18 protein-coding genes are annotated in these 22,596 nt (G+C 60.8%); 6 read left to right on the forward strand and 12 right to left on the reverse strand.

The features are described from left to right. The 5 genes from HMPREF2896_RS00565 (at nucleotide 1) to leuS (ending at nucleotide 9,410) form a co-directional block, all read left to right on the forward strand. A complete protein-coding gene (locus HMPREF2896_RS00565; protein WP_070716869.1) occupies nucleotides 1-1,440 on the forward strand; it encodes an ApeA N-terminal domain 1-containing protein in 1,440 nt (479 codons plus the stop codon). Between the two features lie 76 nt (nucleotides 1,441-1,516). Then, nucleotides 1,517-2,044, forward strand: a complete 528-nt coding sequence (locus HMPREF2896_RS00570; RefSeq protein ID WP_070716945.1) for an excisionase family DNA-binding protein — start codon at nucleotides 1,517-1,519, stop codon at nucleotides 2,042-2,044. Next, nucleotides 2,037-2,609: a PIN domain-containing protein gene (locus tag HMPREF2896_RS12255; RefSeq protein WP_210388726.1), complete on the forward strand. Its 573-nt coding sequence runs from the start codon at nucleotides 2,037-2,039 to the stop codon at nucleotides 2,607-2,609. The genes HMPREF2896_RS00570 and HMPREF2896_RS12255 overlap by 8 nt, the downstream gene beginning before the upstream one ends. A gap of 151 nt (nucleotides 2,610-2,760) precedes the next feature. Next, on the forward strand, nucleotides 2,761-6,477 hold the full coding sequence (locus tag HMPREF2896_RS00580) for a type I restriction endonuclease subunit R (RefSeq protein WP_246823945.1): 3,717 nt from the start codon (nucleotides 2,761-2,763) through the stop codon (nucleotides 6,475-6,477). Nucleotides 6,478-6,560: 83 nt separating this feature from the next. Continuing rightward, nucleotides 6,561-9,410, forward strand: coding sequence for a leucine--tRNA ligase (gene leuS, locus HMPREF2896_RS00585; RefSeq protein ID WP_070716877.1), 2,850 nt, complete (start codon nucleotides 6,561-6,563; stop codon nucleotides 9,408-9,410). 168 nt (nucleotides 9,411-9,578) lie between these two features. Here the strand turns inward: leuS and HMPREF2896_RS00590 are convergent, their stop codons facing one another. The 4 genes from HMPREF2896_RS00590 to paaZ form a co-directional block, all read right to left on the reverse strand. Further along, a complete protein-coding gene (locus tag HMPREF2896_RS00590; RefSeq protein WP_246823947.1) occupies nucleotides 9,579-9,872 on the reverse strand; it encodes a type I restriction-modification enzyme R subunit C-terminal domain-containing protein in 294 nt (97 codons plus the stop codon). A gap of 469 nt (nucleotides 9,873-10,341) precedes the next feature. Continuing rightward, entirely contained in the window at nucleotides 10,342-11,625 is a 1,284-nt protein-coding gene (locus tag HMPREF2896_RS00595) for a hypothetical protein (RefSeq protein ID WP_070716879.1), read from the reverse strand. A 27-nt stretch (nucleotides 11,626-11,652) separates the two neighbouring features. Continuing rightward, nucleotides 11,653-13,353: an FAD-binding dehydrogenase gene (locus HMPREF2896_RS00600; RefSeq protein WP_070716881.1), complete on the reverse strand. Its 1,701-nt coding sequence runs from the start codon at nucleotides 13,351-13,353 to the stop codon at nucleotides 11,653-11,655. 60 nt (nucleotides 13,354-13,413) lie between these two features. After that, nucleotides 13,414-15,492, reverse strand: coding sequence for a phenylacetic acid degradation bifunctional protein PaaZ (gene paaZ / locus HMPREF2896_RS00605; RefSeq protein ID WP_070716886.1), 2,079 nt, complete (start codon nucleotides 15,490-15,492; stop codon nucleotides 13,414-13,416). Between the two features lie 102 nt (nucleotides 15,493-15,594). On the opposite strand from paaZ, the gene HMPREF2896_RS00610 reads away from it, so the two are divergent. Beyond that, nucleotides 15,595-16,002, forward strand: a complete 408-nt coding sequence (locus HMPREF2896_RS00610) for a PaaI family thioesterase (RefSeq protein WP_070444647.1) — start codon at nucleotides 15,595-15,597, stop codon at nucleotides 16,000-16,002. 33 nt (nucleotides 16,003-16,035) lie between these two features. Here the strand turns inward: HMPREF2896_RS00610 and HMPREF2896_RS00615 are convergent, their stop codons facing one another. The 8 genes from HMPREF2896_RS00615 to paaB are packed head-to-tail and all read right to left on the reverse strand — an operon-like array spanning nucleotide 16,036 to nucleotide 22,572. Further along, nucleotides 16,036-16,887, reverse strand: coding sequence for a 3-hydroxyacyl-CoA dehydrogenase family protein (locus HMPREF2896_RS00615; RefSeq protein WP_070716893.1), 852 nt, complete (start codon nucleotides 16,885-16,887; stop codon nucleotides 16,036-16,038). 28 nt (nucleotides 16,888-16,915) lie between these two features. Continuing rightward, nucleotides 16,916-17,683, reverse strand: coding sequence for an enoyl-CoA hydratase/isomerase family protein (locus HMPREF2896_RS12920; protein WP_070716896.1), 768 nt, complete (start codon nucleotides 17,681-17,683; stop codon nucleotides 16,916-16,918). Next, nucleotides 17,684-18,880 (reverse strand): thiolase family protein, encoded by a 1,197-nt coding sequence (locus tag HMPREF2896_RS12925; protein ID WP_070444653.1) that lies wholly within the window; start codon nucleotides 18,878-18,880, stop codon nucleotides 17,684-17,686. It lies immediately after the preceding gene. Nucleotides 18,881-18,936: 56 nt separating this feature from the next. After that, nucleotides 18,937-19,713, reverse strand: a complete 777-nt coding sequence (locus HMPREF2896_RS00630; protein WP_070711350.1) for an enoyl-CoA hydratase/isomerase family protein — start codon at nucleotides 19,711-19,713, stop codon at nucleotides 18,937-18,939. Between the two features lie 11 nt (nucleotides 19,714-19,724). Further along, complete coding sequence (gene paaE, locus HMPREF2896_RS00635) at nucleotides 19,725-20,885, reverse strand: 1,2-phenylacetyl-CoA epoxidase subunit PaaE (protein ID WP_070444657.1); 1,161 nt, start codon at nucleotides 20,883-20,885, stop codon at nucleotides 19,725-19,727. Continuing rightward, complete coding sequence (gene paaD / locus HMPREF2896_RS00640) at nucleotides 20,885-21,424, reverse strand: 1,2-phenylacetyl-CoA epoxidase subunit PaaD (RefSeq protein ID WP_070444659.1); 540 nt, start codon at nucleotides 21,422-21,424, stop codon at nucleotides 20,885-20,887. The genes paaE and paaD overlap by 1 nt, the downstream gene beginning before the upstream one ends. A 27-nt stretch (nucleotides 21,425-21,451) precedes the next feature. Beyond that, nucleotides 21,452-22,288: a 1,2-phenylacetyl-CoA epoxidase subunit PaaC gene (gene paaC, locus HMPREF2896_RS00645; RefSeq protein WP_070444661.1), complete on the reverse strand. Its 837-nt coding sequence runs from the start codon at nucleotides 22,286-22,288 to the stop codon at nucleotides 21,452-21,454. After that, nucleotides 22,285-22,572, reverse strand: coding sequence for a 1,2-phenylacetyl-CoA epoxidase subunit PaaB (paaB, locus tag HMPREF2896_RS00650; protein WP_039672784.1), 288 nt, complete (start codon nucleotides 22,570-22,572; stop codon nucleotides 22,285-22,287). Before paaB ends, paaC begins: the two co-directional genes overlap by 4 nt. Nucleotides 22,573-22,596 lie beyond the last annotated feature (24 nt).

Consider the following 22,596-nt stretch of genomic DNA (forward strand, 5'->3'; position numbering starts at 1 on the left):
ATGGCTGAACCGAATGGCGAAGCAGCCGATATTTGGTCGGGTGTGTGGACGATAGGGCCTGACGCTGAGGAAATTCCAGGGGTACTGAAATATGCCCCGCTTGAGGGGTTTGAGCTGCTTTTGCCTGGGGGTGCATTTCGGGAAATGTACGAACACAAAGGGTTCGGTGAATCCAAATTCACGCCAGGAGTTGAGGTAGCCATGATCGGTCCTGCTGATGGTCATTTCCCGGCAATTTGGGGCGTAGTTGAGGGGCGCAAGGTGACCCTCTTTGATTTTGAGCTCAAAAGACAGGCAACCTACGGATTAAGGTATCAAGAGGCAGCCTATAAAGGTGATCTTCTGGTTTGGGGCGCTCACGTGAAGAGCAAAGATGAGCTTTGCATCTGTGAAGCATCTTTCGCGGCGGAGTACTTGCACCTGCTGGTTGAAGATAGTCGACGCCTTGAAGTGACGAGAGAATCTGACTCTGAGGGAAAGCGAAGCTTTACTGTTATCGGTGAGTGGGGCCCTGCGTCGGCTGTTTTAGGGAAGATTCAACTTAATGATTCGGACGCCTCGCTCAAGGTAGTGACGCACGCCCCAGTACTCGAGCACTCAAGAAAAGAATACTTTGCAACTGCCACTAACTCGGTAGCTCTTAGTCATTCTTTTTCGGAAAAAGCTAGTATTCGGCGAGTGCTCGAGATTAGTCGAGATCTGTCTCGGATTTTGACGTTAGTTCGAGGGAAAAATGCTGAAGTTTACTCAATATACTGCGCTTTGGAAGGGGAAGGTAAGACAAAAGAGTCGGTCGAGCTTATTCAATCGAGGAGGACAGCAGCGGAAATTCGAGCCAGCGGACGGCTCAGTGATGAATTCGCTTTTTTCCTCGGAATCGACGAATTTCTAACGGTTTGGAGCAAGTGGCTAGAGTTCGCCGCAGATGGCTCACGTCTGCTCGGTCTACTTATCGAGTTGAAGACTGGCCAGTCGTTTTTGGAATCAAAAATCCTGCTTAGCGGAGTTCTTGCGGAGGCTTTCCATACCCAAGTTTTTGGCACTTGCTCACCAGAATCCGAATCTAAGTTTGAGGCGCTGTTTCCCCAGGGTGAGGCCTATGAACTTAGGAAGGATAAAACAAAGCGGCCAACTTTTAAGCTCCGATTGCTCGACCTTTACATGCGTCTGCCAGAGGAGCTGAGAAATCACCTTTTGCCGGAAGGGCTTAAGCAGTGGCTCCGTTACCAAACAACAATGAGGAACAGTGTCGCGCACGCTGCACAAATAAAGGATAATGAATGGCAGGCGGCATTTGACGCACATACGTTGACCATCGCAGTGGTTGAAGCGCATGTATGGCTTATGTCAGGAGTACCTCTATCGCGCTTGCTTATGGAGTCGGGCGTGAAAGCGCAAAGCGCTGCGACCAGGATGTCACGGTTAAAGCTCTCTGAATAGTTCTCTTTGAGGTCCCGTTGTAACGTTTGGCGGGAAGATGCCTTTCGAATATTTCGAATTGCTATATGATGGTCTCATGACTGACGTACGGAATCGCCCTCATACGACACTCCCGCCGCACGACCTAGAAGCAATGCTCGACGTGAGCAGGTTCTTGGACCAGCTGGAGGGACCTGCTGCGCTTGTGGGGCCTGACGGACAGACGGTAAATCTGCCCGAAGAAGCATTTAGCGTGCTGGCAGACGTTGTCCGGGCGATGAGACAAGGAAAGGCCATTACCCTTGCGCCCGTAGACCAGTTGCTCACGACGCAGGAAGCAGCAGATTTTCTGGGCATTAGTAGGCCGACTCTGGTGAAAAAACTTGAGGACGGGTCGATAGCGTTCGAGCGTCCCTCAGGAGGCAGGCATAGGAGAGTTCGGCTCGTTGACTTACTGCAGTACCGGGATGAGCAGCGGACTGAACGTCGTAAAGCACTGCGAGAGCTAGCGTCTGAGGCCCAAGCTGCCGGGGCCTATGACGTAAATGCCGCAGACGCAGCTGACATTGCGCAGATCCTCAAGGATGCCCGTAAGGAAGTGGCAAAGAAGGCGCGGCGTGGCTAAATTTTCAGCGCTTCTTGATGCGTGCACGTTGGTGCCGATATCGCTTGCAGATACCTTCCTGTCGTTAGCGGAAGCTGGGCTTTATCGCCCACTATGGAGCGACCGGATTCTGGAGGAAACGCAGCTTGCGGTGAAAAGGATTCACCCAGAACTTTCGCCGGAGTCCGTCGAGCGGCGAATAGCCGTGATGCGAGACTTCTTTGAAGACGCCAATATCACCGACTGGGAAGTACTCGAAAGCGTAGTTTCCTTGCCAGATCCTGATGACGCGCATGTCCTGGCAGCTGCCATCCAAGGTCGGGCGGATGTCATTGTCACGTTCAACGTCAAAGACTTTCCGCGGGATGAGCTCCAGCGATTTGGCATTGATGTGCAGACACCGGATGAATTCCTGCTCAACCAACTAGATCTCGATCCAGATGAAGTCTTAGATTGCCTTGTCCGACAAGCTCATGCCTTGCGTTATCCACCCGTACAACTAAAGGAACTTCTAGGCAGTCTCGAGCGATTGAATCTCCCAGGGTTCACGTCTGAGGCTCGAAGGCATTTGTGGCGAGTGCGATAAGTGAAGCCCGATGATGGCTTTCCCGGTGTGGTGAAAGTGTTATTTTGGCATTGATGAGGCGGAATTAACCTTTAAGCTAGACGTGATGTCGGCCCGTGTTGTCAGCACCCTGTGATGTTAAAGATTTACCTAATAAAGTCGGAACACCAAAATGAATGCTCCTACTCCACCCCATGATTCCCGCGGTGCCGCTTCAGGCGGACCTACCCGCAGCAGCAATTTCGGTTTTGTGCGCTACGTCTGGCCCACGGCGTATGAGGAGTGTCTGAAGGTAGAGCGGTTCGTGGATGCGGATCCGGTGATTTCCTGCTTCTATGCGCGCAAGGTACTGGAGCGGGTGGTGAACCACATCTGGGCATTCCGGAGCTTAGGTGATACTCGGTATCTCAGCTTGGCGGAGATGACCAGGGACCGTGGTTTCCTTCAGTGCGTGAAGAACGAGACCATTCTGCGCAAGATGACCATCTTGCGTAAGAGCGGTAATGACGCCGCGCACGCCGATGACATGGAGGGCAAGCAAGCGCCGGCCACCCCGCAGAAGGCGCGGGCAGTGGTAGCGCATTTGTATGACCTTATGGCGTGGGCGGTGCGTTATCACTCGGCTAACCCGAAGGCCGCGCCGGGCCCGCAAGCGACTTTTGATACCAGCCTGCTGGGCCAGAGCGCAGCTGATGCTTCTGGCATCCACGTTGCTGGGCGCTCCCAAGCGCAGACCGCCGCGTACCTCAAGAAGCTGGCGCAGCAGGATGAGGAGCTAAAGAAAAACCGGCTGCTGCTCGATGAGGCGCGGGAAGCTGCCCGCGATGCGGAGGAGAAGCGTCTTCGTGAGGCGGCCCAGTTCGAGCTCAAGCGGCGGAGTGCGGAGGTTCGCGCGAAGGCGGATCTCGCCGATGCGCAGGAACAAGCCGAAGCAGAGCGTGCGGCTGCACAGCAGGTAGAAGAGAAGCTTGCTGCCAAAATTGAGGCGCTTGAGGCGAAGCTAGCCGAGCAGGAAGCGGCCGCGGCTGAGCGCGCCGGGGCGGGAGCACAGCCTGATGCGCCTTTGGCGATCGGTGAAGCCGAGACTCGCCGACAGCTCATTGACCCGATGCTGGAAGTGGCCGGTTTTAGTGGTGACTCCGTCACCCGGGAGCTTGAGCTACACGGCATGCCTAACACGTCCGGTGTCGGTTATGCGGACTATGTCCTGTGGGATGATGACCGCACACCGTTGGCCGTCATCGAGGCGAAGAAGTCCATGGAGTCCATGAGCGTGGGCTCCCACCAGGTGAAGCTGTACGCGGACTGCATCGAGCGCGAATACGGAATACGGCCTGTCATGTTGTGCACTAATGGTTATCACATCGACCTGATCGATGATGCGGCCAACCTTCCTGGTTCTGGTGCGGGCTATCCCGCCCGCGAGGTGGAGGGCTTCCCCACCGCGCAGCAATTGCGCCGCATGATTGGCCGGCGCACCATGCGCACCCTGTTGAGCGAGACGCCGGTAGACACGGACATTGCTGGCGGCGGCGCCCGTGCGTACCAACTCGAGGCCATCCGTGCGGTGACGGAGACGTTGGAGGCGCGGAGGCGTCGCCAAGCATTGCTGGTCATGGCAACAGGAACTGGTAAGACGCGTGTGGCCGTGGCCACCGCCAAGCTGTTGCGTCAGGCCGGCTGGGTGGGCAAGGTGCTGTTCCTGGCGGACCGCACTGCCTTGGTCAACCAGGCGCACAAGGCCTTTGTGAGCATGTACGCGGAGTCCACGCCCGTGAACCTCATCAAGAATCCTGAGCAGGTGGGTGATGTGTATGTCACCACCTACAACACGATGATGAATCTCATCGGGGATGACGGTGACAAGCCGGCAAGGTTCGGGCCTTTCGACTTTGACCTCATCATCGTGGACGAGGCTCACCGCTCCGTGTACAACCGCTTCAAGCGGATCTTGGAGTACTTCGATGCCTACGTAGTGGGGTTGACGGCGACGCCGAAGAGCGAGATTGACCATGACACGTATGCACTCTTTGAGATGGAGGATAAGACTCCGTCCTTTGAGTACGGACTTGATGAGGCCGTGGCAGACGGAAATCTTGTTCCCTTCAAGACGGCTCGGCAGGACTCGCTTTTCCTGCGGCGGGGCATGTCCTATGACGAGCTTTCCCCGGAGGAACAGCTGGCATGGGACACGTCCGACTGGGGTACCGATGAGGACGGCGGGCGCTTGGATCCGCCTGGTCAGGTTTCTTCGGCGGAGATTAACCGCTACCTGTTCAACAAGGACACCATACGCAAGGTCCTGAAAACCGTGGTGGAGAACGGGATCCGCGTGGGCGGCGACCAACTGGGCAAGACCATCATCTTCGCCCGGACTCAACGTCACGCGGAGCTCATCAAGCAAGTCTTTGACGCTACGTTCCCGGAGTATTCGCGCACTGGAGCCTCCGTGATTACCACGCACACGAAGTATGCGCAGTCGGCATTGGACGACTTCGCAGATCCGGACGGGGACGTCAACATCGCGATTTCGGTGGACATGCTTGACACCGGCGTGGACGTGCCCGAGGTGGTCAATCTTGTGTTCTTCAAACCTGTCTACTCCCCCACCAAGTTCTGGCAGATGGTGGGCCGAGGGACGCGACTGCGCCCGGACCTCTTCGGCCCGGGGATGGACAAGACGCACTTCCTCATCTTCGACTTCTGCGGCAACGTGGACGAGTTCTTTAAGGGTGAAGCCCGTGAATCGGCCACGGGCCGACCACGGTCGCTGTCGGAAAAGCTCTTTGATGCCCGCGTGGGGTTGCTTGCTCAGTTGGATAAGCACGCTACGGCCCCAGAGATGCGCGCCGAGCTTGCTGATTCCCTTCACGGCTCGGCGGCGTCTATACCGCTAGGCCACATCATGGTCCGCCCCAGCGACAAGGAACCCTTGTTGCGATACCGCGAACGCTCTGCGTGGGATGAGCTAAGTGAAGAGAAGGCTGAGCAGCTGCGCCGCCATATTGCGCACTTGCCGCTGGACACGATGAAGGACTCTGAGACAGCTAAGCGCTTTGACCTGGTGATTTTGAAGCTCCAGGTGGGGCTGCTCGACCACAGCCCGGAGTTCGCGGCACTGCGCGAACGAGTCGAGAGGATGGCGAATGACCTCATGGCCGTGAGTTCCACCATCCCCATGGTGGCCGAACGGCGGTCCTTCCTCGAGCGCGCGCTCGATCCGGAGTGGTGGAATAACGTGACGGTCGAGGACCTCGAGACCATCCGCATCGGCATGCGTTCGCTCATTCAGTTTGTGCCCAAGGGAAAGCGCAACGCCGTCACCCTCGACATCCAAGATGAGATGGGTGAGCTCACGATTGATGATGAGATGCCGGCGCGGCTGCCCGGCACCGGTTCCTACCCCACCCAACTGGAGCAACGCCTGCGCGAATTGCTGCAGGAGCATGCCAACGACCTGGCGATGATCAAATTGCGCAGTGCACGGACGCTTAACGCAGAGGACGTCGCAGCGCTGGAGGCGATGGTAGCCCAGGCAGGCGGGGGAAGTGGGGGCTCCACGGAAAGCGTCGACAAGCTGCGGGAACGCATGGGTGGAGACAGTATTCCTGCCTTCATCCGCCGCTTGGTGGGCCTTGACGAGGCGGCAGTCCGGGAGCAGTTTGCAGACCTGCTCAGTAATACGTCTTTCAATGCTGCCCAAATACGCTTTATCAAGATGCTGGTAGATGTGCTGGTTCACAACGGTGGTGTGGCCTACGAGGAGATCTTCCAGCCGCCCTTTGATGAAGAGGGTTCCGTCATCGACATTTTTCACAACAAAACCGACGTCATTGTCGATCTACGCAAGCGCCTTGAACGGATTGAAGCGACGGCGCAGGCTACCTAGTTACTACCATGCCTCAGAACAGGAATACGGTCCGGCTGGGTCTAACTGGGGAGATGTCCGTGCGGTGACTACACTGTCTAACCATGACTAACCCGAGCGATAACACCACCCACCGCTACACGCCGGAGCTCGCCGCGCAGATTGAAAGTGCCTGGCAGCAGTACTGGAAGGATAACGGCACCTTTAATGCGCCGAACCCAGTTGGGCCGCTCGCGGAGGAGGGCAAGGCGCTCCCCGCGGAGAAGATGAACATTCAGGACATGTTCCCCTACCCCTCCGGCGCGGGCCTTCACGTGGGCCACCCACTGGGCTATATCGCTACGGATACCTACGCGCGTTATCAACGCATGCTGGGTAAGAACGTCCTGCACACGCTGGGCTATGACGCCTTTGGTCTGCCGGCAGAACAGTACGCCATCCAGACGGGTACGCACCCGCGCACCACGACGGAGGCGAATATCAAGAATATGCGCCGCCAGCTGGGTCTTCTCGGCCTAGGTCATGATCCACGCCGCTCGGTGGCCTCGACTGACCCGGAGTTTTATAAGTGGACGCAGTGGATCTTCCTGCAGATTTATAACTCCTGGTTCGATGAGGAGCAGCAGAAGGCGCGCCCGATTTCTGAGCTCATCAAGGAGCTTGAGGTGGGCAAGCGCACTACCAAGGACGGCCGCTACTACGCAGATCTGAGTAAGGAAGAGCAGCGCAAGGCACTCGATGAGTTCCGCCTGGTCTACCTGTCCAACTCCACCGTGAACTGGTGCCCGGGCCTGGGCACGGTGCTGGCCAATGAGGAGGTCACCGCAGAGGGCAAGTCTGAGCGCGGTAACTTCCCGGTTTTCCGCAAGAACTTGTCGCAGTGGATGATGCGCATTACTGCCTACTCCGACCGTCTTCTCGATGACCTGGAGCTTCTGGACTGGCCGGAGAAGGTCAAGTCCATGCAGCGCAACTGGATTGGCCGCTCCCGTGGTGCGGAGGTCAGCTTCCACGCCGAGGGCTACAACATCGACGTCTTCACCACCCGCCCGGATACTCTCTTCGGCGCGGAGTACGTGGTGCTGGCTCCGGAGCACGAGCTTGTCGACGCCCTCCTCTCCCCCATCCCCTACGAGGATGATGTGGATGAGCGCTGGACCTTCGGCCACGATGATCCGAAGGAGGCCGTAGAGGCCTACCGCGCCTCCATTGCCGCGAAGTCCGACCTGGAGCGCCAGGAGAACAAGGAAAAGACGGGTGTCTTCCTGGGTACCTATGCCACCAACCCGGTCAACGGCAAGCAGGTCCCGATCTTCATCGCGGACTACGTTCTGACCGGCTATGGCACCGGTGCCATCATGGCGGTCCCAGCGCACGATACCCGTGACTACGAGTTTGCTACCGTCTTTGGCCTGCCGATTACTGAGGTAGTCGCTGGCGGCGACATCACCAAGGAGGCCTACACGGAGTCCGGCAAGGCCGTAAACTCCGCCAACGATTCCCTGGACATCAACGGCATGCCCAGGGATGAGGCCATCGCCGCCATCATCCCGTGGCTAGAGGAACAAGGAGTGGGCCACGAGAAGATCCAGTACAAGCTGCGTGATTGGCTGTTTGCCCGCCAGCGCTACTGGGGCGAGCCCTTCCCCATCGTCTATGACGAGGCCGGCCAGGCCTACCCGCTGCCGGAGTCGATGCTGCCTATCGAGCTGCCGGAGGTAGAAGACTACAAGCCGGTCTCCTTCGACCCGGATGATGCTGATTCCTCCCCGCAGCCGCCGCTGGCCAAGGCTCGCGAGTGGGTCGAGGTGGAGCTGGACCTGGGTCTTGGGGATGGCCCGCAGACCTACTACCGCGATACCAACGTCATGCCGCAGTGGGCAGGTTCTTCCTGGTATCAGCTGCGCTACATCGATCCGACGAATGACGAGATCTTCTGCGACTTGGAAAACGAGCGCTACTGGACGGGCCCGCGCCCAGAAGAGCACGGCGCTAACGACCCGGGTGGCGTTGACCTCTACGTCGGTGGCGTTGAACACGCCGTGCTGCACCTGCTCTACGCCCGCTTCTGGCACAAGGTCCTCTTCGATCTGGGCTACGTGAGCTCCAAGGAGCCCTACCGCCGCCTGTACAACCAGGGCTACATCCAGGCCTATGCGTATACCGATTCCCGCGGCGTCTACGTCCCGGCCGCGGAGGTAGTAGAACGCGATGGCGCGTTCTACTACGGGGATGAAAAGGTCAACCAGGAGTACGGCAAGATGGGCAAGTCCCTGAAGAACTCCGTGGCCCCGGATGATATTTGCCGCGACTATGGTGCCGATACCCTGCGTGTCTACGAGATGTCGATGGGCCCGCTGGATACCTCCCGCCCGTGGGCCACCAAGGACGTCGTCGGTGCGCAGCGTTTCCTGCAGCGCCTGTGGCGCCTAGCCGTCGACGAGAACTCTGGCGAGCTGTGCACGACGGACGCAGAGCTTTCCGAGGATGACTTGAAGCACCTCAACCGCACCATCGCCGGTGTGCGCGATGACTATGAGAACCTGCGCCTGAACACCGTGGTGGCCAAGCTCATTGAGTACGTGAACTACCTGACCAAGGCCTATCCGAAGGGCGCGCCGCGCGCGGCGGTGGAGCCTTTGGTCCAGCTGGTCTCCCCCGTTGCCCCGCACATCGCGGAGGAGCTGTGGAAGCGCTTCGGCCATGAGGAGACCATCACCTATGAGGCCTTCCCGGAGTTCGAAGAAAAGTACCTCGTCGACGACGAGATTGAGGTTCCGGTGCAGATCAACGGCAAGGTCAAGGCCCGCGTCATGGTGCCTGCCGACGCCGACCAAGCCACCGTCGTGGGCGTGGCAAAGAGCGATGAGCGCATCGCCGAGCTGACCGCGGGTAAGAACGTGGTCAAGGAGATTTACGTTCCGGGCCGCATGGTCAACCTCGTTGTGAAGTAACTCGCCCCAAGAAAGCGCCGTTCCTGCGGTTACTCCGGCACCGCCTCTGAGGTGCCTCAGGAACGGCCTTAGGGGCACCTCATTCACGCTGTGTTCAATCCGCGCTCTAGGCGCTCCTTGATGCCATGGATGGTGGCCACGTTGCCGTCAAAGGCGTCGAAGGGGGAACTATAGTTGTCGTAAGGTGCTCTCAAAGAGCTCCGCGACAGTGACGATTCCGTTGTGGACTAACCCGCCGATGATCTGGTTCATGAAGACCAGCTGCACCGAGTTCAGGCGTGCGCCGTCCATCATGTCCGCAAACGCGGAACGCGCCGCGGATTCGTCCAACCCGATGATGGTGCGGACTAAGCGGGGAAGGCCCACGCCGAGCTGTTCCTCCAGGGCGGGGGAGGCCGCGACTAAATTCCCCAGCTCATCGGCTAAATCCATGACCACGGCCTTGCGCGTGTCACGGTCCATGCCATTAGTAAAAGCTATCTTCTATTAAGTAGCCATATGTAATTTTCGGGGCGGCGCGACTTTTAGGGTTTAAGGCGCAAATGACGGTACGTCCAATTCTGCAGGTGGAATTCATACTCATTCCTTCTTTCAAAATTGCTGGTTGTATGCGGTTGGCGCTCCTTCTTTGAGTCCCAAACATGGACGTGCGCATTCCCTCGAGCGTGAATTTTCAAAAAATCCCTTGCCTGGTTCACCTCTCTTCGATATCCATTTCCCAGGAAGTTGTTTTTCTGAGGCTTGAGTGTCGTGAAAAACAACTCTGAAACAACTTTGCCAACAACTGTGTCTAGTTTAGAGCTCCCCTTTGTTGTGAAAAAGCAGGTCAGACAGGTTGTTGCTGGTTGTTTGCAGTTGTTTCGAGGTTGTTGTGAGTTGTTCGCGGTAGTTGTAGGCAGCGGCATGCGGCCTGGAGGGGGCTGAACCAGGGCTAATCCAGCTCTTGGTTCAGCTCCTGGCGCACCTTGGCGATGATCTCGCCGAGGAAGCCCTCGCACCCATCGGTGATGTCAGGGAACGTGGAGTCATCCTCGATGACGCCGAGCGTGAATAACAGATCGCGGGTGATGGCGTGTGTGTAGTCGTATTCCGGGTTGAACTCCCACTCCCCCCGGAATAAATGGACTAGTTCAAAGGAGAGCTGAGGAATCCCCTCCGGCTCGGCGTAGGCATAAGGGATGTTGTGCATGATGACCTGCGTGGCCCAGAGCGGATCGCTCATCGCCTTGCGGCCATATTTGGTGAGCTTGATCTGCGTCGTTGTGGTCTTGAGCCAATCCAGGTCCGTGAGGAATCCCCGCAAGTTCAGCAGCGGTTGGTGGTAGTCCTCGCGCTTGACATCATCAAAATCATTGGGGCTGTTGAGGCCCTCCTTGAGGCGGGCGACGGCCGCCTGCTTCAGGTAGCCGGCCCCGGTGAGGCGCGGAAATTCTTCGATGACCTCGAGGTATTCGCGCACCCGCTGGCCCACGTGGGCGGCGATGGCGTCATCAAGCGCCGGCAGCTCGTAGTCGGGGCGCAGCTCCGGGTAGGCCTCGTGGATTTCCGCGCGCCATTCCTCCAGCATCTCCGAGGACGGCACCGGGATGTCTTCGAAAGGAGTGGAGCGGAAAGGATCGAGGGGGAGATCCCCAGGCAGCGCGGGCTTGGTGCCGCCTTCCAGATTGGCGGCCTCCGTGCCCATGGTGGCCAGGCGCTGCGCCACGGCCGGCGGGAAGAACGTGGTGAGGCGCTGATGGATTTGGTCCAGTGTGTAGTTGGGGAAGAGCGCGAAGATGCGCTCCATGCTGTCCGTGGGTACGGCCATGTAGGCCATGGTCGCCTGGACATCGAGGCCCACCTTGAACATCGCCTCGGCGCTGCCCAGCTCACTCATGAGATCGGGGCCTTCACCGGCGATGAGGGCTGGCAGCCCCATGACCACGCGTGAGGTGTCCGCCACGCTGATGCTGATATTCCATGCGCCGTCTGAGGGGTGGTAGTGCGCTACTTCCCGGAATGTTTCGAAAAAGTCCTGGTCAATGATGGTGAGGACGTCGATCGGTGTGCCTTCTTCACCCACGAGGATGCCCGGATGGGAGGGCTCGAGGCCGAGCGCGGCGTGGACGATGATCATCATTTCGCCCACGGTGAGTTCGGCGGGGGCGGCGACGAAGCGGGACGTGGTGAAGAAGGGATTCTCCACGTCGATGCGGACGTTCCTGGCGAGGTTCATAGTGCCCGACAGTATTAGAAAACCGTGCTATTCGCGCGCCAAAGCTTCGCCCACGCGCTTGCCAGAATGGATGCAACCGCCCAGGAAGGTGCCTTCCAGCGCATTTTTGCCGTGCATGCCGCCACCGCCGAATCCGGAGGCCTCGCCGCAGGCGTAAAGACCGGGGAGGACTGAGCCATCGGGGTTGAGGCACTGGCCATCCAGGTTGGTCTCCAGCCCGCCCAGGGTCTTGCGGGTGAGGAACTTCAGGCGCACCGCGATGAGTGGGCCCTTGGTTTCATCCAGGATGCGGTGTGGGGGAGCAACGCGGATAAGCTTGTCGCCCAGGAAGCCGCGGGCAACGCGGAGGTAGTTGACCTGGGCGTCTTTGCTGAAGGGATTATCCAGCTGGGAATCACGATCTTCCAGGACTTTTCTAAGTTGGGTTACATCAATGGTGGGGGAACCCTCTGGTGCAATGCGGTTCATTCCGGCGACAAGATCCTCCAGGTTGTCTTCCACGACCCAGTCGATTCCGTTGTCCATGAAGGCTTTGACTGCCACGTGTGTGCCAGGACCTAGTTTGCCGGCGAGCTTCTTGAACTCCTTGTCCGTCAGGTCTGGGTTCTGCTCCGAGCCGGAGAAGATGAACTCCTTGTCCACGATGGCCTGGTTGAGCACGAACCAGGAGTAACCGTGCCCGGTCTGGCCAATGTGGGCCAAGGCCGCAAGGTTATCGGTGCCGGGGAAAAGGTTGGTGGGCAGGCGGTTGCCTTCGGCGTCGAGCCATAGTGCTGACGGTCCGGGGATAATACGGATGCCGTGGCCGGGCCAGATGGAATTCCAGTTGGTCATGCCCTCGGTGTATGCCCACATGCGGTCCGTGTTGACCACCGAGGCGCCCGCCTGCTGGGCGATGTCTATGCCACGGCCGTCGACATGCGCGGGAACGCCCGTGACCAGTTCCTCCGGGCATTCGCCCCAGCGCTGCGTCGGCCACATGCGGCGGACCTTGTCCAGGTTGCCGCCGATGCCGCCGGTGGCGATGACGACAGCAGAGCCGCGCAGCTCGAAGTGCTTGACCACTTCTCTCGAGCTCGCCTCACCGCGTGGCTGGCTGGTGGGGGAGAGGACGCTGCCGCGCACGCCGACGACGCGCGGGCTGCCAGCGTCGTCGTTTTCGACGACGAGCTCGTCCACGCGGTGGCGGAAATGGAATTCGACCTGGCCTTGTTCTTCTGCTTTAAGGAGCGGCTCGCGGAAGACGCGCACGACCTCCGGGCCCGTGCCCCAGGTGAGGTGGAAACGCGGGACGGAGTTGCCGTGGCCGGAGGCATCGCCCGAACCGCGCTCGGCCCAGCCGATGGTGGGTAGGACGTTGAGGCCTAGCCCTTTGAGGTACGTGCGTTTCTCATTAGCGGCAAAGCGTACGTATTCGCGGCCCCATTTCGCGCCCCAAAAATCGTGCCGGTCATCCTCGGTCACTGGGTCATAGTCGGCAGAGTTGGCCCAGTCGCGCCAGGCCAATTCTTCGGCGTCCTTGACCCGCATCATCTTCTGCTCGGGGGAGTCGACATAAAACAGCCCGCCGAGGGACCAGAAGGCCTGGCCGCCTAGGTTATTGCGGTTTTCTTGTTCGAGGAAGATGACGTGCTTTCCGCCCTTGAGGGCCTCATAGCCGGCGACCATGCCGGCGAGGCCGCTGCCGACGATGATGACGGAGCCAGTGACCAAGTTAGTTTCTTTCATGACAGTAATGATAAAAGAAACCGGACTCGATTGTGTGACTTGGCTCGCACATTATCATCTTTACGCCGAGGCTGTGCCCTCGGCGTAGGTCGTGTTCACCTTCTCCACGAGGGTCAACACATCGTAGGTCGCCACAATCTCATCCTCCTGGTTGTAGAGCACGGCATCCCAGCAGACCTCGCCGTAGTCATCGGTCACGCGCGGGGTGATGCGTTTGGCGGTCAGTTCCACGCGGATGGAATCGTCATAGGTGACCGGCGTAATGAAGCGCAGGTTCTCCAGGCCATAGTTGGCCAGGACCGGGCCCGGCGCAGGCTCCACGAAGAGGCCCGCAGCCCAGGAGACCAGCAGGTAACCGTGTGCGACGCGGCGCGGGAAGAAGGGATTGGCCGTTGCGGCCTCCTCGTCAGTGTGGGCGTAGAAGGTATCGCCGGTCTTCTCCGCGAACTCGAGGATTTCCTCGAGGGAGACGTGGCGCAGGTCGGAGGCGAACTGGTCACCGATCTGTAGCGTAGCCAGGTCCTTGCGGAAGGGGTGGGTGCCCTGGCCATTCTCCACGTCGGCGCGGGTCACGCGCTGCACGGCCGCGCCGCGGTGCCACTGGCCCGTGATGGCGGTGAGGTGATCCGGGGTGCCCTGAATAGCGGTGCGCTGCATGTAGTGCAGGATGCCACGCACACCACCCAGTTCTTCGCCGCCGCCGGCGCGACCCGGTCCGCCGTGGACGAGGTGCGGGAGGGGAGAGCCGTGGCCGGTCGAGGTCTTCGCATCATCACGGTCAAGGAAATGCAGGCGGCCGTGGTGGGCAGCAATGCCGAGTGCGTACTCGCGTGCCAGCTGCGGGTCATGCGTAATAACGGAGGCAACCAGCGAACCAGAGCCCAGGGCGGCGAGCTCGATGGCCTCGGCGGGGGAGTCGTAACCCAGGAAGGAGACGACGGGGCCGAAGGCTTCGGTGTCGTGGACCGCTGGGGTGCGATTATCGGCAAAGCGCAGGATAGTGGGGTTGAAGAACGCGCCCTCGGCCTCCTCGCCGCCGTAGACTACCTCGCCGCCGCCGGCCTTGAGCTTCTCGACGGCCTCCGCGACGTCCTGCTTCTGATCCGCGGAGACCAACGGACCCATGGTGGCGGAGGCATCGCGCGGATCGCCCACGACGACCTTGTCGCGCAGGCGTGCGCTGAGGGCTTCAATGGTGGCGTCGACAAGCGCATGCGGGACGATGGCGCGGCGGATGGCGGTACACTTCTGACCCGCCTTCGAGGTCATCTCGCCGAAGACTGCCTTGACGAAGGCCTCGAACTCCGGGGAGTCCGCGGTGACATCGGTACCCAGAATGGCAGCGTTGAGGGAGTCAGCCTCCGCGCTGAACTGGATGCCGCCCTCGATGACGTTGTGGTGTGCGCGCAGGGTATTCGCGGTATCGGCAGAGCCGGTAAAGGCCACGTGATCGCGGTAGTCCAGGTGATCCAACATGTCGCGGGCGGAGCCGGAGATGAGCTGCAGGCTGCCTTCCGGCAGGATCCCGGAATCGATCATGAGGCGAACACAAGCCGCGGTGATGTAGCCGGTCGGCGTAGCGGGCTTAACAATCGAGGGCACGCCCGCGATGAAGGCCGGGGCAAATTTCTCCAGCATGCCCCAGACGGGGAAGTTGAAGGCGTTGATCTGTACGGCTACGCCAGGGATGGAGGTGTAGATGTGGCGGCCGATGAAGGAGCCGTCCTTGGAAAAGACCTCTGCCTCGCCGTCCGGCATGACGGTGGAATTAGGCATCTCGCGGCGGCCCTTCGAGGAGAAGGTGAACATGGTGGAAATGCCGCCGTCGATATCGACGAAATTATCGCGCTTGTTGGCGCCGGCCTTGTTGGCCAGTTCGTAGAGCTCTTCGCGGTGATCCTGGAGGTAGATCGCCAGCTCCTTGAGTTTGAGGGCGCGCTCGTGGAAGGTGAGCTTCTGGAGGCCTTCGCGCCCGGTGCTGCGGGCGTAGTCGATGGCGCCGGCGATGTCGAGGCCTTCGGCGCTGACTCGAGCGATGACTTCTCCAGTGGAAGCATCGTGCACGTCAGCGACGCGTGAGGGGTTGTCCGGGGTGAGCCACTGGCCGGAGAGGTAGCTGGGGACGAGGGCTTCAGTCATAGCGAAAAGTTTGGCCTTTCCATTAGTTTCCGAACGGTTGGTCAGTAAATACAGGCTAGTATAGGCTGCGTCACATTTCTAGGATTAAGTAAGGAGTACGGCATGACCGCAGAGGTATGGAAGATTCAGTTGGGTGAGCTGGACAAGAAGATGGGTGTTGAAATCCTGGAAGAGTCGGCCCAGCGAGTGGTGGCCACCATGCCGGTCGAGGGCAATACCCAGTCCTTCGGGCTGCTCCACGGTGGGGCCATGGCGTGCCTAGCGGAGGCCGTTGGTAGCTGGGCGGCGGTGATTCACGCTTCGACGCTGGGCAAGGTCGCCGTCGGCGTGGACATCAACGCAACGCACCACGCTTCCGGGCGCGCGGGTCTGGTCACGGCGACGGCCACCGCCATCAAGCTGGGCAAGACGCTGTGCTCCCACGAGATCATCATTACAGATGACGAGGGGAGGAGGCTGTGTACGGCGCGCATCACTAACGCGCTCGTGGCGTCGAAGGACAAGAAGTAGGAGCGCTAGGAAATAGTGGAGGGGGAGTGCGGCTTATTCGGAGTAGTCGTAGAAGCCCTTGCCGGACTTGCGGCCCAGCTCCCCGCGGGCGACCATGTCGCGCATGAGCTGCGGCGGGCTAAAACGCTCACCTAGCTGGGATTCGAGGTATTCGGCGATGCCGAGGCGCACATCAAGGCCTACGATATCGGTCAGCTCCAGCGGGCCGATGGGGAACTTGTAGCCCAGCACCATGGCGTTGTCGATATCGCGCGGTGAGGCCACGCCTTCCTCCACCATGCGGATGGCCTCCAGCGCGATGGCCACGCCGAGGCGGGAGGAAGCGAAGCCGGGGGCATCCTTGACCACCACCGCGGTCTTGCCCAAGCCCTCGACCCAGTCCTTGGCGGTGTCCACGAGCGCCTCCGGCGTGGACTCGGCAACAACCACTTCCACCAGTTTGGAAGCTGGGACCGGGTTGAAGAAGTGCAGACCAATGACGTCGTTGGGGATGCTTTCTGCCAGCTGCGATACCGACAGTGAGGAGGTATTGGTGGCGACGACAGCCTCTGGGGCCGCTTCGGCGATATCCCGGAAGGCGGCCACCTTGAGATCCATCGATTCTGGAACTGCCTCAACCACGAGGTCGAAGCCGGCGAAGGCGGAGGCGGTGGTGGAAAAGCTGAGACGCTCATCCCAGGATTCGAAGGTGCCGTCCGCCCCGCGGTCGAGGGAGCCGCGGATGGCCTTGTGCACGCGCTCGCGAGCGGCGGCCACGGCGTCGTCGTTGATATCCACTACGGTCACGGACGCGCCGGCGGCGAGAAGGGCGTGCGCGATGCCCGCGCCCATACGGCCGCCGCCGAGAACGCCGACCTTGGCAGGAACCTGCAGTTCTGAGGACATGAGTTGATTCTCCTTGTGGGTGGAAGGTTTATTTCTTGCGGTCCAGGAAGGCCTGCATCCGCTCAAACTTGGCGGGGGACTCAAAAAGCACGGCCTGGGCGATGTTGTCCACCGCCGGGTGCGCTGCATCAGGCATAGAGATGAGCTGCTTAGTCAAACGCACGGCCAGTGGTTCTTGCTGGGCGATGCGCTCGGCTAGTGCCAGGGCGCCGTCGACCAGCGCATCCGGCTCGTGCAGCTCGCTGACCAGGTGATTGGCCAGCGCCTCCTCGCCGTTGAGGATGCGCCCGGCCAGCAGAATCTCCTTCGCCAGCGGGGTGCCCACGCACTCCTTGAGGCGCCAGGTGGCACCCGCGGCGGCAGCGATACCCAGGCCGGCTTCAGGCTGGCCAAACTTGGCAAAAGGAGTGGACACGCGGAAGTCGGCGGCTAAGGCCAGCTCCAATCCGCCGCCGAGGGCGTAGCCATCCACCGCTGCGATGACGGGGGCGGGCAGCGAGGCGATGCGGTGGAAGATGCCGGAATTGATGCCGCGGAGGGCGTCCTCGCGGCGGCGCTCACGAAGCTGCGCGATGTCCGCCCCGGAGGCGAAGATCCCGCGGGGGCCCTTCGGGGTATCCACGGTGCAGCCGGTGATGATGAGGATGCGGGGATCGGACTCGAGCTGCGCGCAGAGTTCGTGGAACTCCGCCACCATCTGCTCATCGATGGCATTGCGGACGGCGGGGCGGTTGAGCTTGGCGAGGACAATCTCGTCATTCTCACCGCGCGTCGAAATCTCAATGGCAGTAGTCATTTAGACCCTCTCAATCGCAATTGCGGTGCCCTGGCCCACACCCACGCACATGGTGGCGATGCCGCGGCTCAACCCGTCCGTTTCCAGGCGGTTGAGCAGGGTCAAGGTGATACGGGAACCGGAAGAACCCAGCGGGTGGCCCAGCGCGATGGCGCCGCCCCAGGTATTAACCTTGTTCTCATCCAAGCCCAGCTCGCGGATGCAAGCGATGGACTGGGAGGCAAAAGCTTCGTTGAGTTCGACGGCATCCACGCTGTCCAGCTCCCAGCCGGCGCGCTCCAGCACGTCGCGGGTAGCCGGGATGGGGCCGGTGCCCATGATCTCTGGGCGCACACCGCGTGCGGAGTTGGCCACCACGCGGGCGCGGGCGGTCAGGTTGTGCTTCTTGAGGGCCTCGTCGGAGGCGACAATGACGCAGGAGGCGCCGTCGTTCAGCGAAGAGGCGTTACCTGCTGTGGTGACGTCACCCAGGGAGGTCACCGGGCGCAGCTTGGCCAAGACCTCCATCGTGGTGCCCGGGCGGGGGCCTTCGTCGGTGTCGACGACGGTGACGTTGCCCTTGCGGTCGGTGACCTCGATGGGCACGATTTCCCTGGCAAACTTGCCGGCCTCGATGGCAGCGAGCGCGCGCTCCTGGGAACGCACTGCGAAGGAATCGGCGTCCTCGCGGCTAATACCAAAGACGTTGGCCACCTCCTCGGCGGTCTCCGGCATGGAGTAGGTCATCTTCTCCTGCTCCGCGAACTTCGGGTTGGCAAAGCGCCAGCCAATGGAGGTATCAAAAACCTGGCCTGGCTTAGCAAAAGGCTTGTTTGGCTTCTCCATGACCCAGGGGGCGCGGGACATGGATTCGACGCCACCGGCGATGACAATATCCGCCTGGCCGGACTCCACGAGGGCGGTGGCCAGGGCAATCGAGGACATGCCCGAAGCGCACAGGCGGTTGACCGTGATGCCCGGTACGGTGTCCGGGAACCCGGCGAGCAGCCAGGACATGCGAGCAACGTTGCGGTTCTCTTCGCCGGCGCCGTTAGCGTTGCCGATGATGACTTCATCCACCGCGGAGGGGTCGAGTCCGGCCTCCTCCACCGTCTTCTTGATTGCGGTGGCCATGAGGTCATCTGGGCGAACCGAGGATAGTGTGCCGCCGTAGCGGCCCACGGGGGTGCGGAAGCCGGATACCAGGTATGCAGTCATGTGATTCCTTAGCTGTGGTGGGTTAGCTGTCGTGTGTTCTAGAAGGTCTGGAGGTTTTAGCGGCCGTGGAAGACCGGCGGGCGCTTCTCGTTGAAAGCGGCGAAGCCTTCGTAGTAGTCCTCGGTATCGCAGAGCTTTCCCTGAGCGATGTTCTCGGCATCGACGCTGGACCACAGTCCGGTGCCGTTATCGCGGATGTCCTGGACCAGGGTGCGGCTGGTGAGGAAAGCTTGGGTGGCGCCGTGGGCTGCGCGCTGGGCGACGCCCTGGGTAAACTCCAGCAGCTCCTCCGCAGGTACTGCGCGGGAGAAGAGCCCCGCGCGCACTGCCTCCGCGCCGGAGATGAGGTCACCAGTGATGATGAGGTCCATCGCGCGGTGCGTTCCTAGGCGCTCGACGAAGAGGGAGTGCCCACCTGAATCGAGAGTGGCGCCCAGGTTGGCAAACGGGGAGCCGAACTTGGCGTCTTCGGCGACGTAGACGACGTCACAGGCCAAAGCGAGACCGAGGCCGACACCCAGGCAGGGGCCGTGCACGGCGGCGAAGGTGGGGGCAGGAAAGTTGTCGATCTTCTTGAGCACGGGAGTGACAACGTCCGCGAGGTAGGCAGTGGCATCGTCTTCACGCGGGTTGAGCCCCTTGATGTTACGGCCCGCGCAAAAGCCTTTGCCCTCACCGCGCAGGATGAGCGCGCGGGGCCTAAGCTCTGCGGCTTCATCGAGGGTGCGGGAGAGCTCGGCAAGGTCCTCCTCCGCGAGGGAGTTCAGGGCCTTCGGGTTGTTGAGTACGAGCTCGACGACTCCGGCTTCGGCGTCGTGGTGCAGGTCGATCATGTGTGTTTCTCCTAGGCGTCGAAGTCGAGGACGATGTTCGGGGTGGTGGGGCGCGACTGGCAGGTCAGGATGTAGCCGGCCTCGACCTCGTCGGCCTCTAAGGCGTAGTTCTCCGCCATGTCGACCTCACCCTCCACCAGCTTGGCGCGGCAGGTGCCGCATACGCCGCCGGCGCAGGCGAAGGGGACGTCGGAGCGCACGCGCAGGGTGGCGTTGAGCAGGGATTCGTTGGCAGAGACCGGGGACTCAACGGAGCCGGAGAGGCCATCGAGCTGGAAATTAATGCTGACGTTATCGCCTTCCGGATCCACCTCGACGTGGCGCCCAGCCTGGTTCTGGTCTCCGGAGGGCTTGCCGGTGGTGAACAGCTCGTAGCGCACATCCTTCTCACCGACATCACGGCTGGCCAGCTCATCGCGTACCAGCTGCACCAAGTCGAAGGGTCCGCAGAGGAACCACTCGTCGACGTTGTCGGTGCGCACCACGTTATCCAGCAGGGTCTGAAGTTTTTCAGCGTCGATGCGCCCGGAGAATAGCGGATTGACGCGCTGCTCGCGGGAGAGGACGTGGTGCACGGCAAAACGCGTGGGGAACTTGTCCTTGAGGTCACCGATCTCTTCGGCGAACATGACGTCACCGCCGCCTTTGTTGGCGAAGATGAGCTCAAAAGTGGTGTCGGGGGAGCTGTGGAGCACCGTCTGCGCAATCGCCATGATCGGCGTGATGCCGGATCCCGCAGCGATGGCCACGAGGTGCGGATTCTCGAGCTTCTCCAGCTCCTCGCGGACAGCCTCAGGATTGTTCAGACCGGTCAGGTGGGTCTTCGAGGTGAATGCGCCCTGCGGATTCATGACATCCATGGTGTCGCCGGGCTGCAGAGTGTCGTTGGCCCACGTGGAGAACACGCCACCGCGGTCGCGCTTGATGGCGACGCGCAGCACGCCGTCGCGAGGCACATCGCAGATGGAATAGGAGCGGCGGACTTCTTGGCCGTCGATAGTTGCCCGCAGCGCAACGTACTGGCCGGGGATGTAGTCATAGTCGTCCTGGAGCTCCGGAGGAATAGCGAAGGAAACCTCCACGGAGTCTGAAGTCAGGGCGCGCACCTCGGACACGGTCAGGGTGTTGAACGTGGCCTTCTTCTTTGCGGGGGCAGACGGGGTCGTGGTCATTAGTGCACCTTGAAGTAGTCGAAGGGCTCCAAACAGTCCTGGCAGTTATAGAGAGCCTTGCAGGACGTGGAACCGAATTGGGCAAGCTTACGTGTGCGGCGGGAGCCACAGTGGGGGCATTCGATGGCCGGCGGCGGTTCGAGCGTGAGCGGGATAGGACCTTCCGGCGTGGCCCGGGTTGTACCGCTGGGCGGGGCAATGCCGTAGTCCTTGAGGTTTTGCCGGCCGGTCTCCGTCATCCAATCGGTGGTCCACGCCGGGTGGAGAACGAGGTCGACACGCACCTTGGCGTAGCCGGCGTCGGTCAGCGCTGTGGTGATGTCCGTCGTGATGTGCTCCATGGCGGGGCAGCCGGAATAGGTTGGGGTAATCGTGACCACCGCAGTATCGCCTTCCAGGCGTGCATCTCGGAGAATACCAAGGTCAGCGATGGAAATAACGGGGATTTCCGGATCGGGCACCTCGGCGGTGACGTCCCACACGTGGGCGTCGTCAGGCTGCGTGGGGCGCAGCGGGTGGGACTTATCTGTGATGGACACGGTGAAACCTTGGTCCTTTCCTTTTCTCTACCAGGTCGCGCCGGGGTGCTGGCGAGCTAGGGACTGCATCTCCGCGAGGATGAAACCGCGGTGCTCGGAGAAGCGTCCGGTGCGCTGCCCGGAACGGGCTTGCTTGACCTCCGGGATAGCCAGACCTGCCTTGTCTAAGACGTAGGCGATGCGCTCATCGAACTGCTCGCGCAGGCTCGACGGCAAGACGGCGATGCCTTCTGCCGCCAGCTTCTCGTGGAGCGGGAGATCCTCGAAGAGCTCGTCAAGGTAGGGCCACATGTACATCAGGCCCTCCGTGATACGGCGGTGAGACTCCTCGGTGCCGAGGCCTAGGCGCAGAACCCATTGGTTGGCGTGGTCGACGTGGTACTCGACTTCCTTGATGGCCTTGGCTGCGATAGCCGCAATGGTTTCATCTTTCGACTCCAGCAAAGCCGTGTAGAGCCCGTATTGGTAATAGGAAAAGAGCAGCTGGCGGGCGATGGTGTAGCCGAAGTCGCCATTCTCCTGCTCGACAAGGCGGGCGGAGCGGAACTCCTCCTCATTGCGGAAGTAGGCCAAGTCATCCTCGGTCTTGCCCCATGCGGTGCCGGCATAGGTGAGGAGGAAGCGGGCATGTCCAATGAGATCGAGAGCGATATTGCCTAGGGCGATATCCTCCTCCATCTCTGGTGCCCGCGAAATCCACCAGCCCAGGCGCTGGGCCAGGATGAGGGCGTCATCGCCCAACGTGAGCGCATAGCGCGCCGTGTCCTCGGGTGCGACTGCGCCGGAGGCGGCGATGTCTTCTGCGGTGATGCCGTTGCCCTGCGATTGCTTGGTCGCAGAATCGGCGGCTGCAAATCCGGTCACAGGTGCGGCACTCCTTCCGACTTGTCGTAGTACGTGGCGTGGCGGTAGCTCTTACCTTGCGGGGACTCGAAGAATCCGCCCTTGGAATCAGGGTCGGAAGAGGCAATGGCCTCGCTGGGTACGACCCAGACGGAGGTGCCTTCGTTGCGGCGGGTGTAGAGGTCACGGGCGTTGCGCAGGGCCATCGTGGCATCCGGTGCGTGGAGCGAGCCGGCGTGGACGTGAGAAAGGCCGCGGGAGGAACGTACGAAGACCTCCCACATGGGCCAGTTAGAGCTAGACATGGAATCTTCCTTAAGGTCTCGAAA

It is taken from the genome of Corynebacterium sp. HMSC069E04 (assembly GCF_001813175.1).
GTDB classification, from domain to species: domain Bacteria; phylum Actinomycetota; class Actinomycetes; order Mycobacteriales; family Mycobacteriaceae; genus Corynebacterium; species Corynebacterium aurimucosum.

Excerpts from the sequence above, each read along its gene's own strand:
- HMPREF2896_RS00565 (WP_070716869.1), top strand. The coding sequence starts at position 1 with ATGGCTGAACCGAATGGCGAAGCAGCCGATATTTGGTCGGGTGTGTGG.
- HMPREF2896_RS00570 (WP_070716945.1), top strand. The coding sequence starts at position 1,517 with ATGACTGACGTACGGAATCGCCCTCATACGACACTCCCGCCGCACGAC.
- HMPREF2896_RS00580 (WP_246823945.1), top strand. The coding sequence starts at position 2,761 with ATGAATGCTCCTACTCCACCCCATGATTCCCGCGGTGCCGCTTCAGGC.
- leuS (WP_070716877.1), top strand. The coding sequence starts at position 6,561 with ATGACTAACCCGAGCGATAACACCACCCACCGCTACACGCCGGAGCTC.
- HMPREF2896_RS00590 (WP_246823947.1), bottom strand. The coding sequence starts at position 9,872 with ATGGACCGTGACACGCGCAAGGCCGTGGTCATGGATTTAGCCGATGAG.
- HMPREF2896_RS00595 (WP_070716879.1), bottom strand. The coding sequence starts at position 11,625 with ATGAACCTCGCCAGGAACGTCCGCATCGACGTGGAGAATCCCTTCTTC.
- HMPREF2896_RS00600 (WP_070716881.1), bottom strand. The coding sequence starts at position 13,353 with ATGAAAGAAACTAACTTGGTCACTGGCTCCGTCATCATCGTCGGCAGC.
- paaZ (WP_070716886.1), bottom strand. The coding sequence starts at position 15,492 with ATGACTGAAGCCCTCGTCCCCAGCTACCTCTCCGGCCAGTGGCTCACC.
- HMPREF2896_RS00610 (WP_070444647.1), top strand. The coding sequence starts at position 15,595 with ATGACCGCAGAGGTATGGAAGATTCAGTTGGGTGAGCTGGACAAGAAG.
- HMPREF2896_RS00615 (WP_070716893.1), bottom strand. The coding sequence starts at position 16,887 with ATGTCCTCAGAACTGCAGGTTCCTGCCAAGGTCGGCGTTCTCGGCGGC.
- HMPREF2896_RS12920 (WP_070716896.1), bottom strand. The coding sequence starts at position 17,683 with ATGACTACTGCCATTGAGATTTCGACGCGCGGTGAGAATGACGAGATT.
- HMPREF2896_RS12925 (WP_070444653.1), bottom strand. The coding sequence starts at position 18,880 with ATGACTGCATACCTGGTATCCGGCTTCCGCACCCCCGTGGGCCGCTAC.
- HMPREF2896_RS00630 (WP_070711350.1), bottom strand. The coding sequence starts at position 19,713 with ATGATCGACCTGCACCACGACGCCGAAGCCGGAGTCGTCGAGCTCGTA.
- paaE (WP_070444657.1), bottom strand. The coding sequence starts at position 20,885 with ATGACCACGACCCCGTCTGCCCCCGCAAAGAAGAAGGCCACGTTCAAC.
- paaB (WP_039672784.1), bottom strand. The coding sequence starts at position 22,572 with ATGTCTAGCTCTAACTGGCCCATGTGGGAGGTCTTCGTACGTTCCTCC.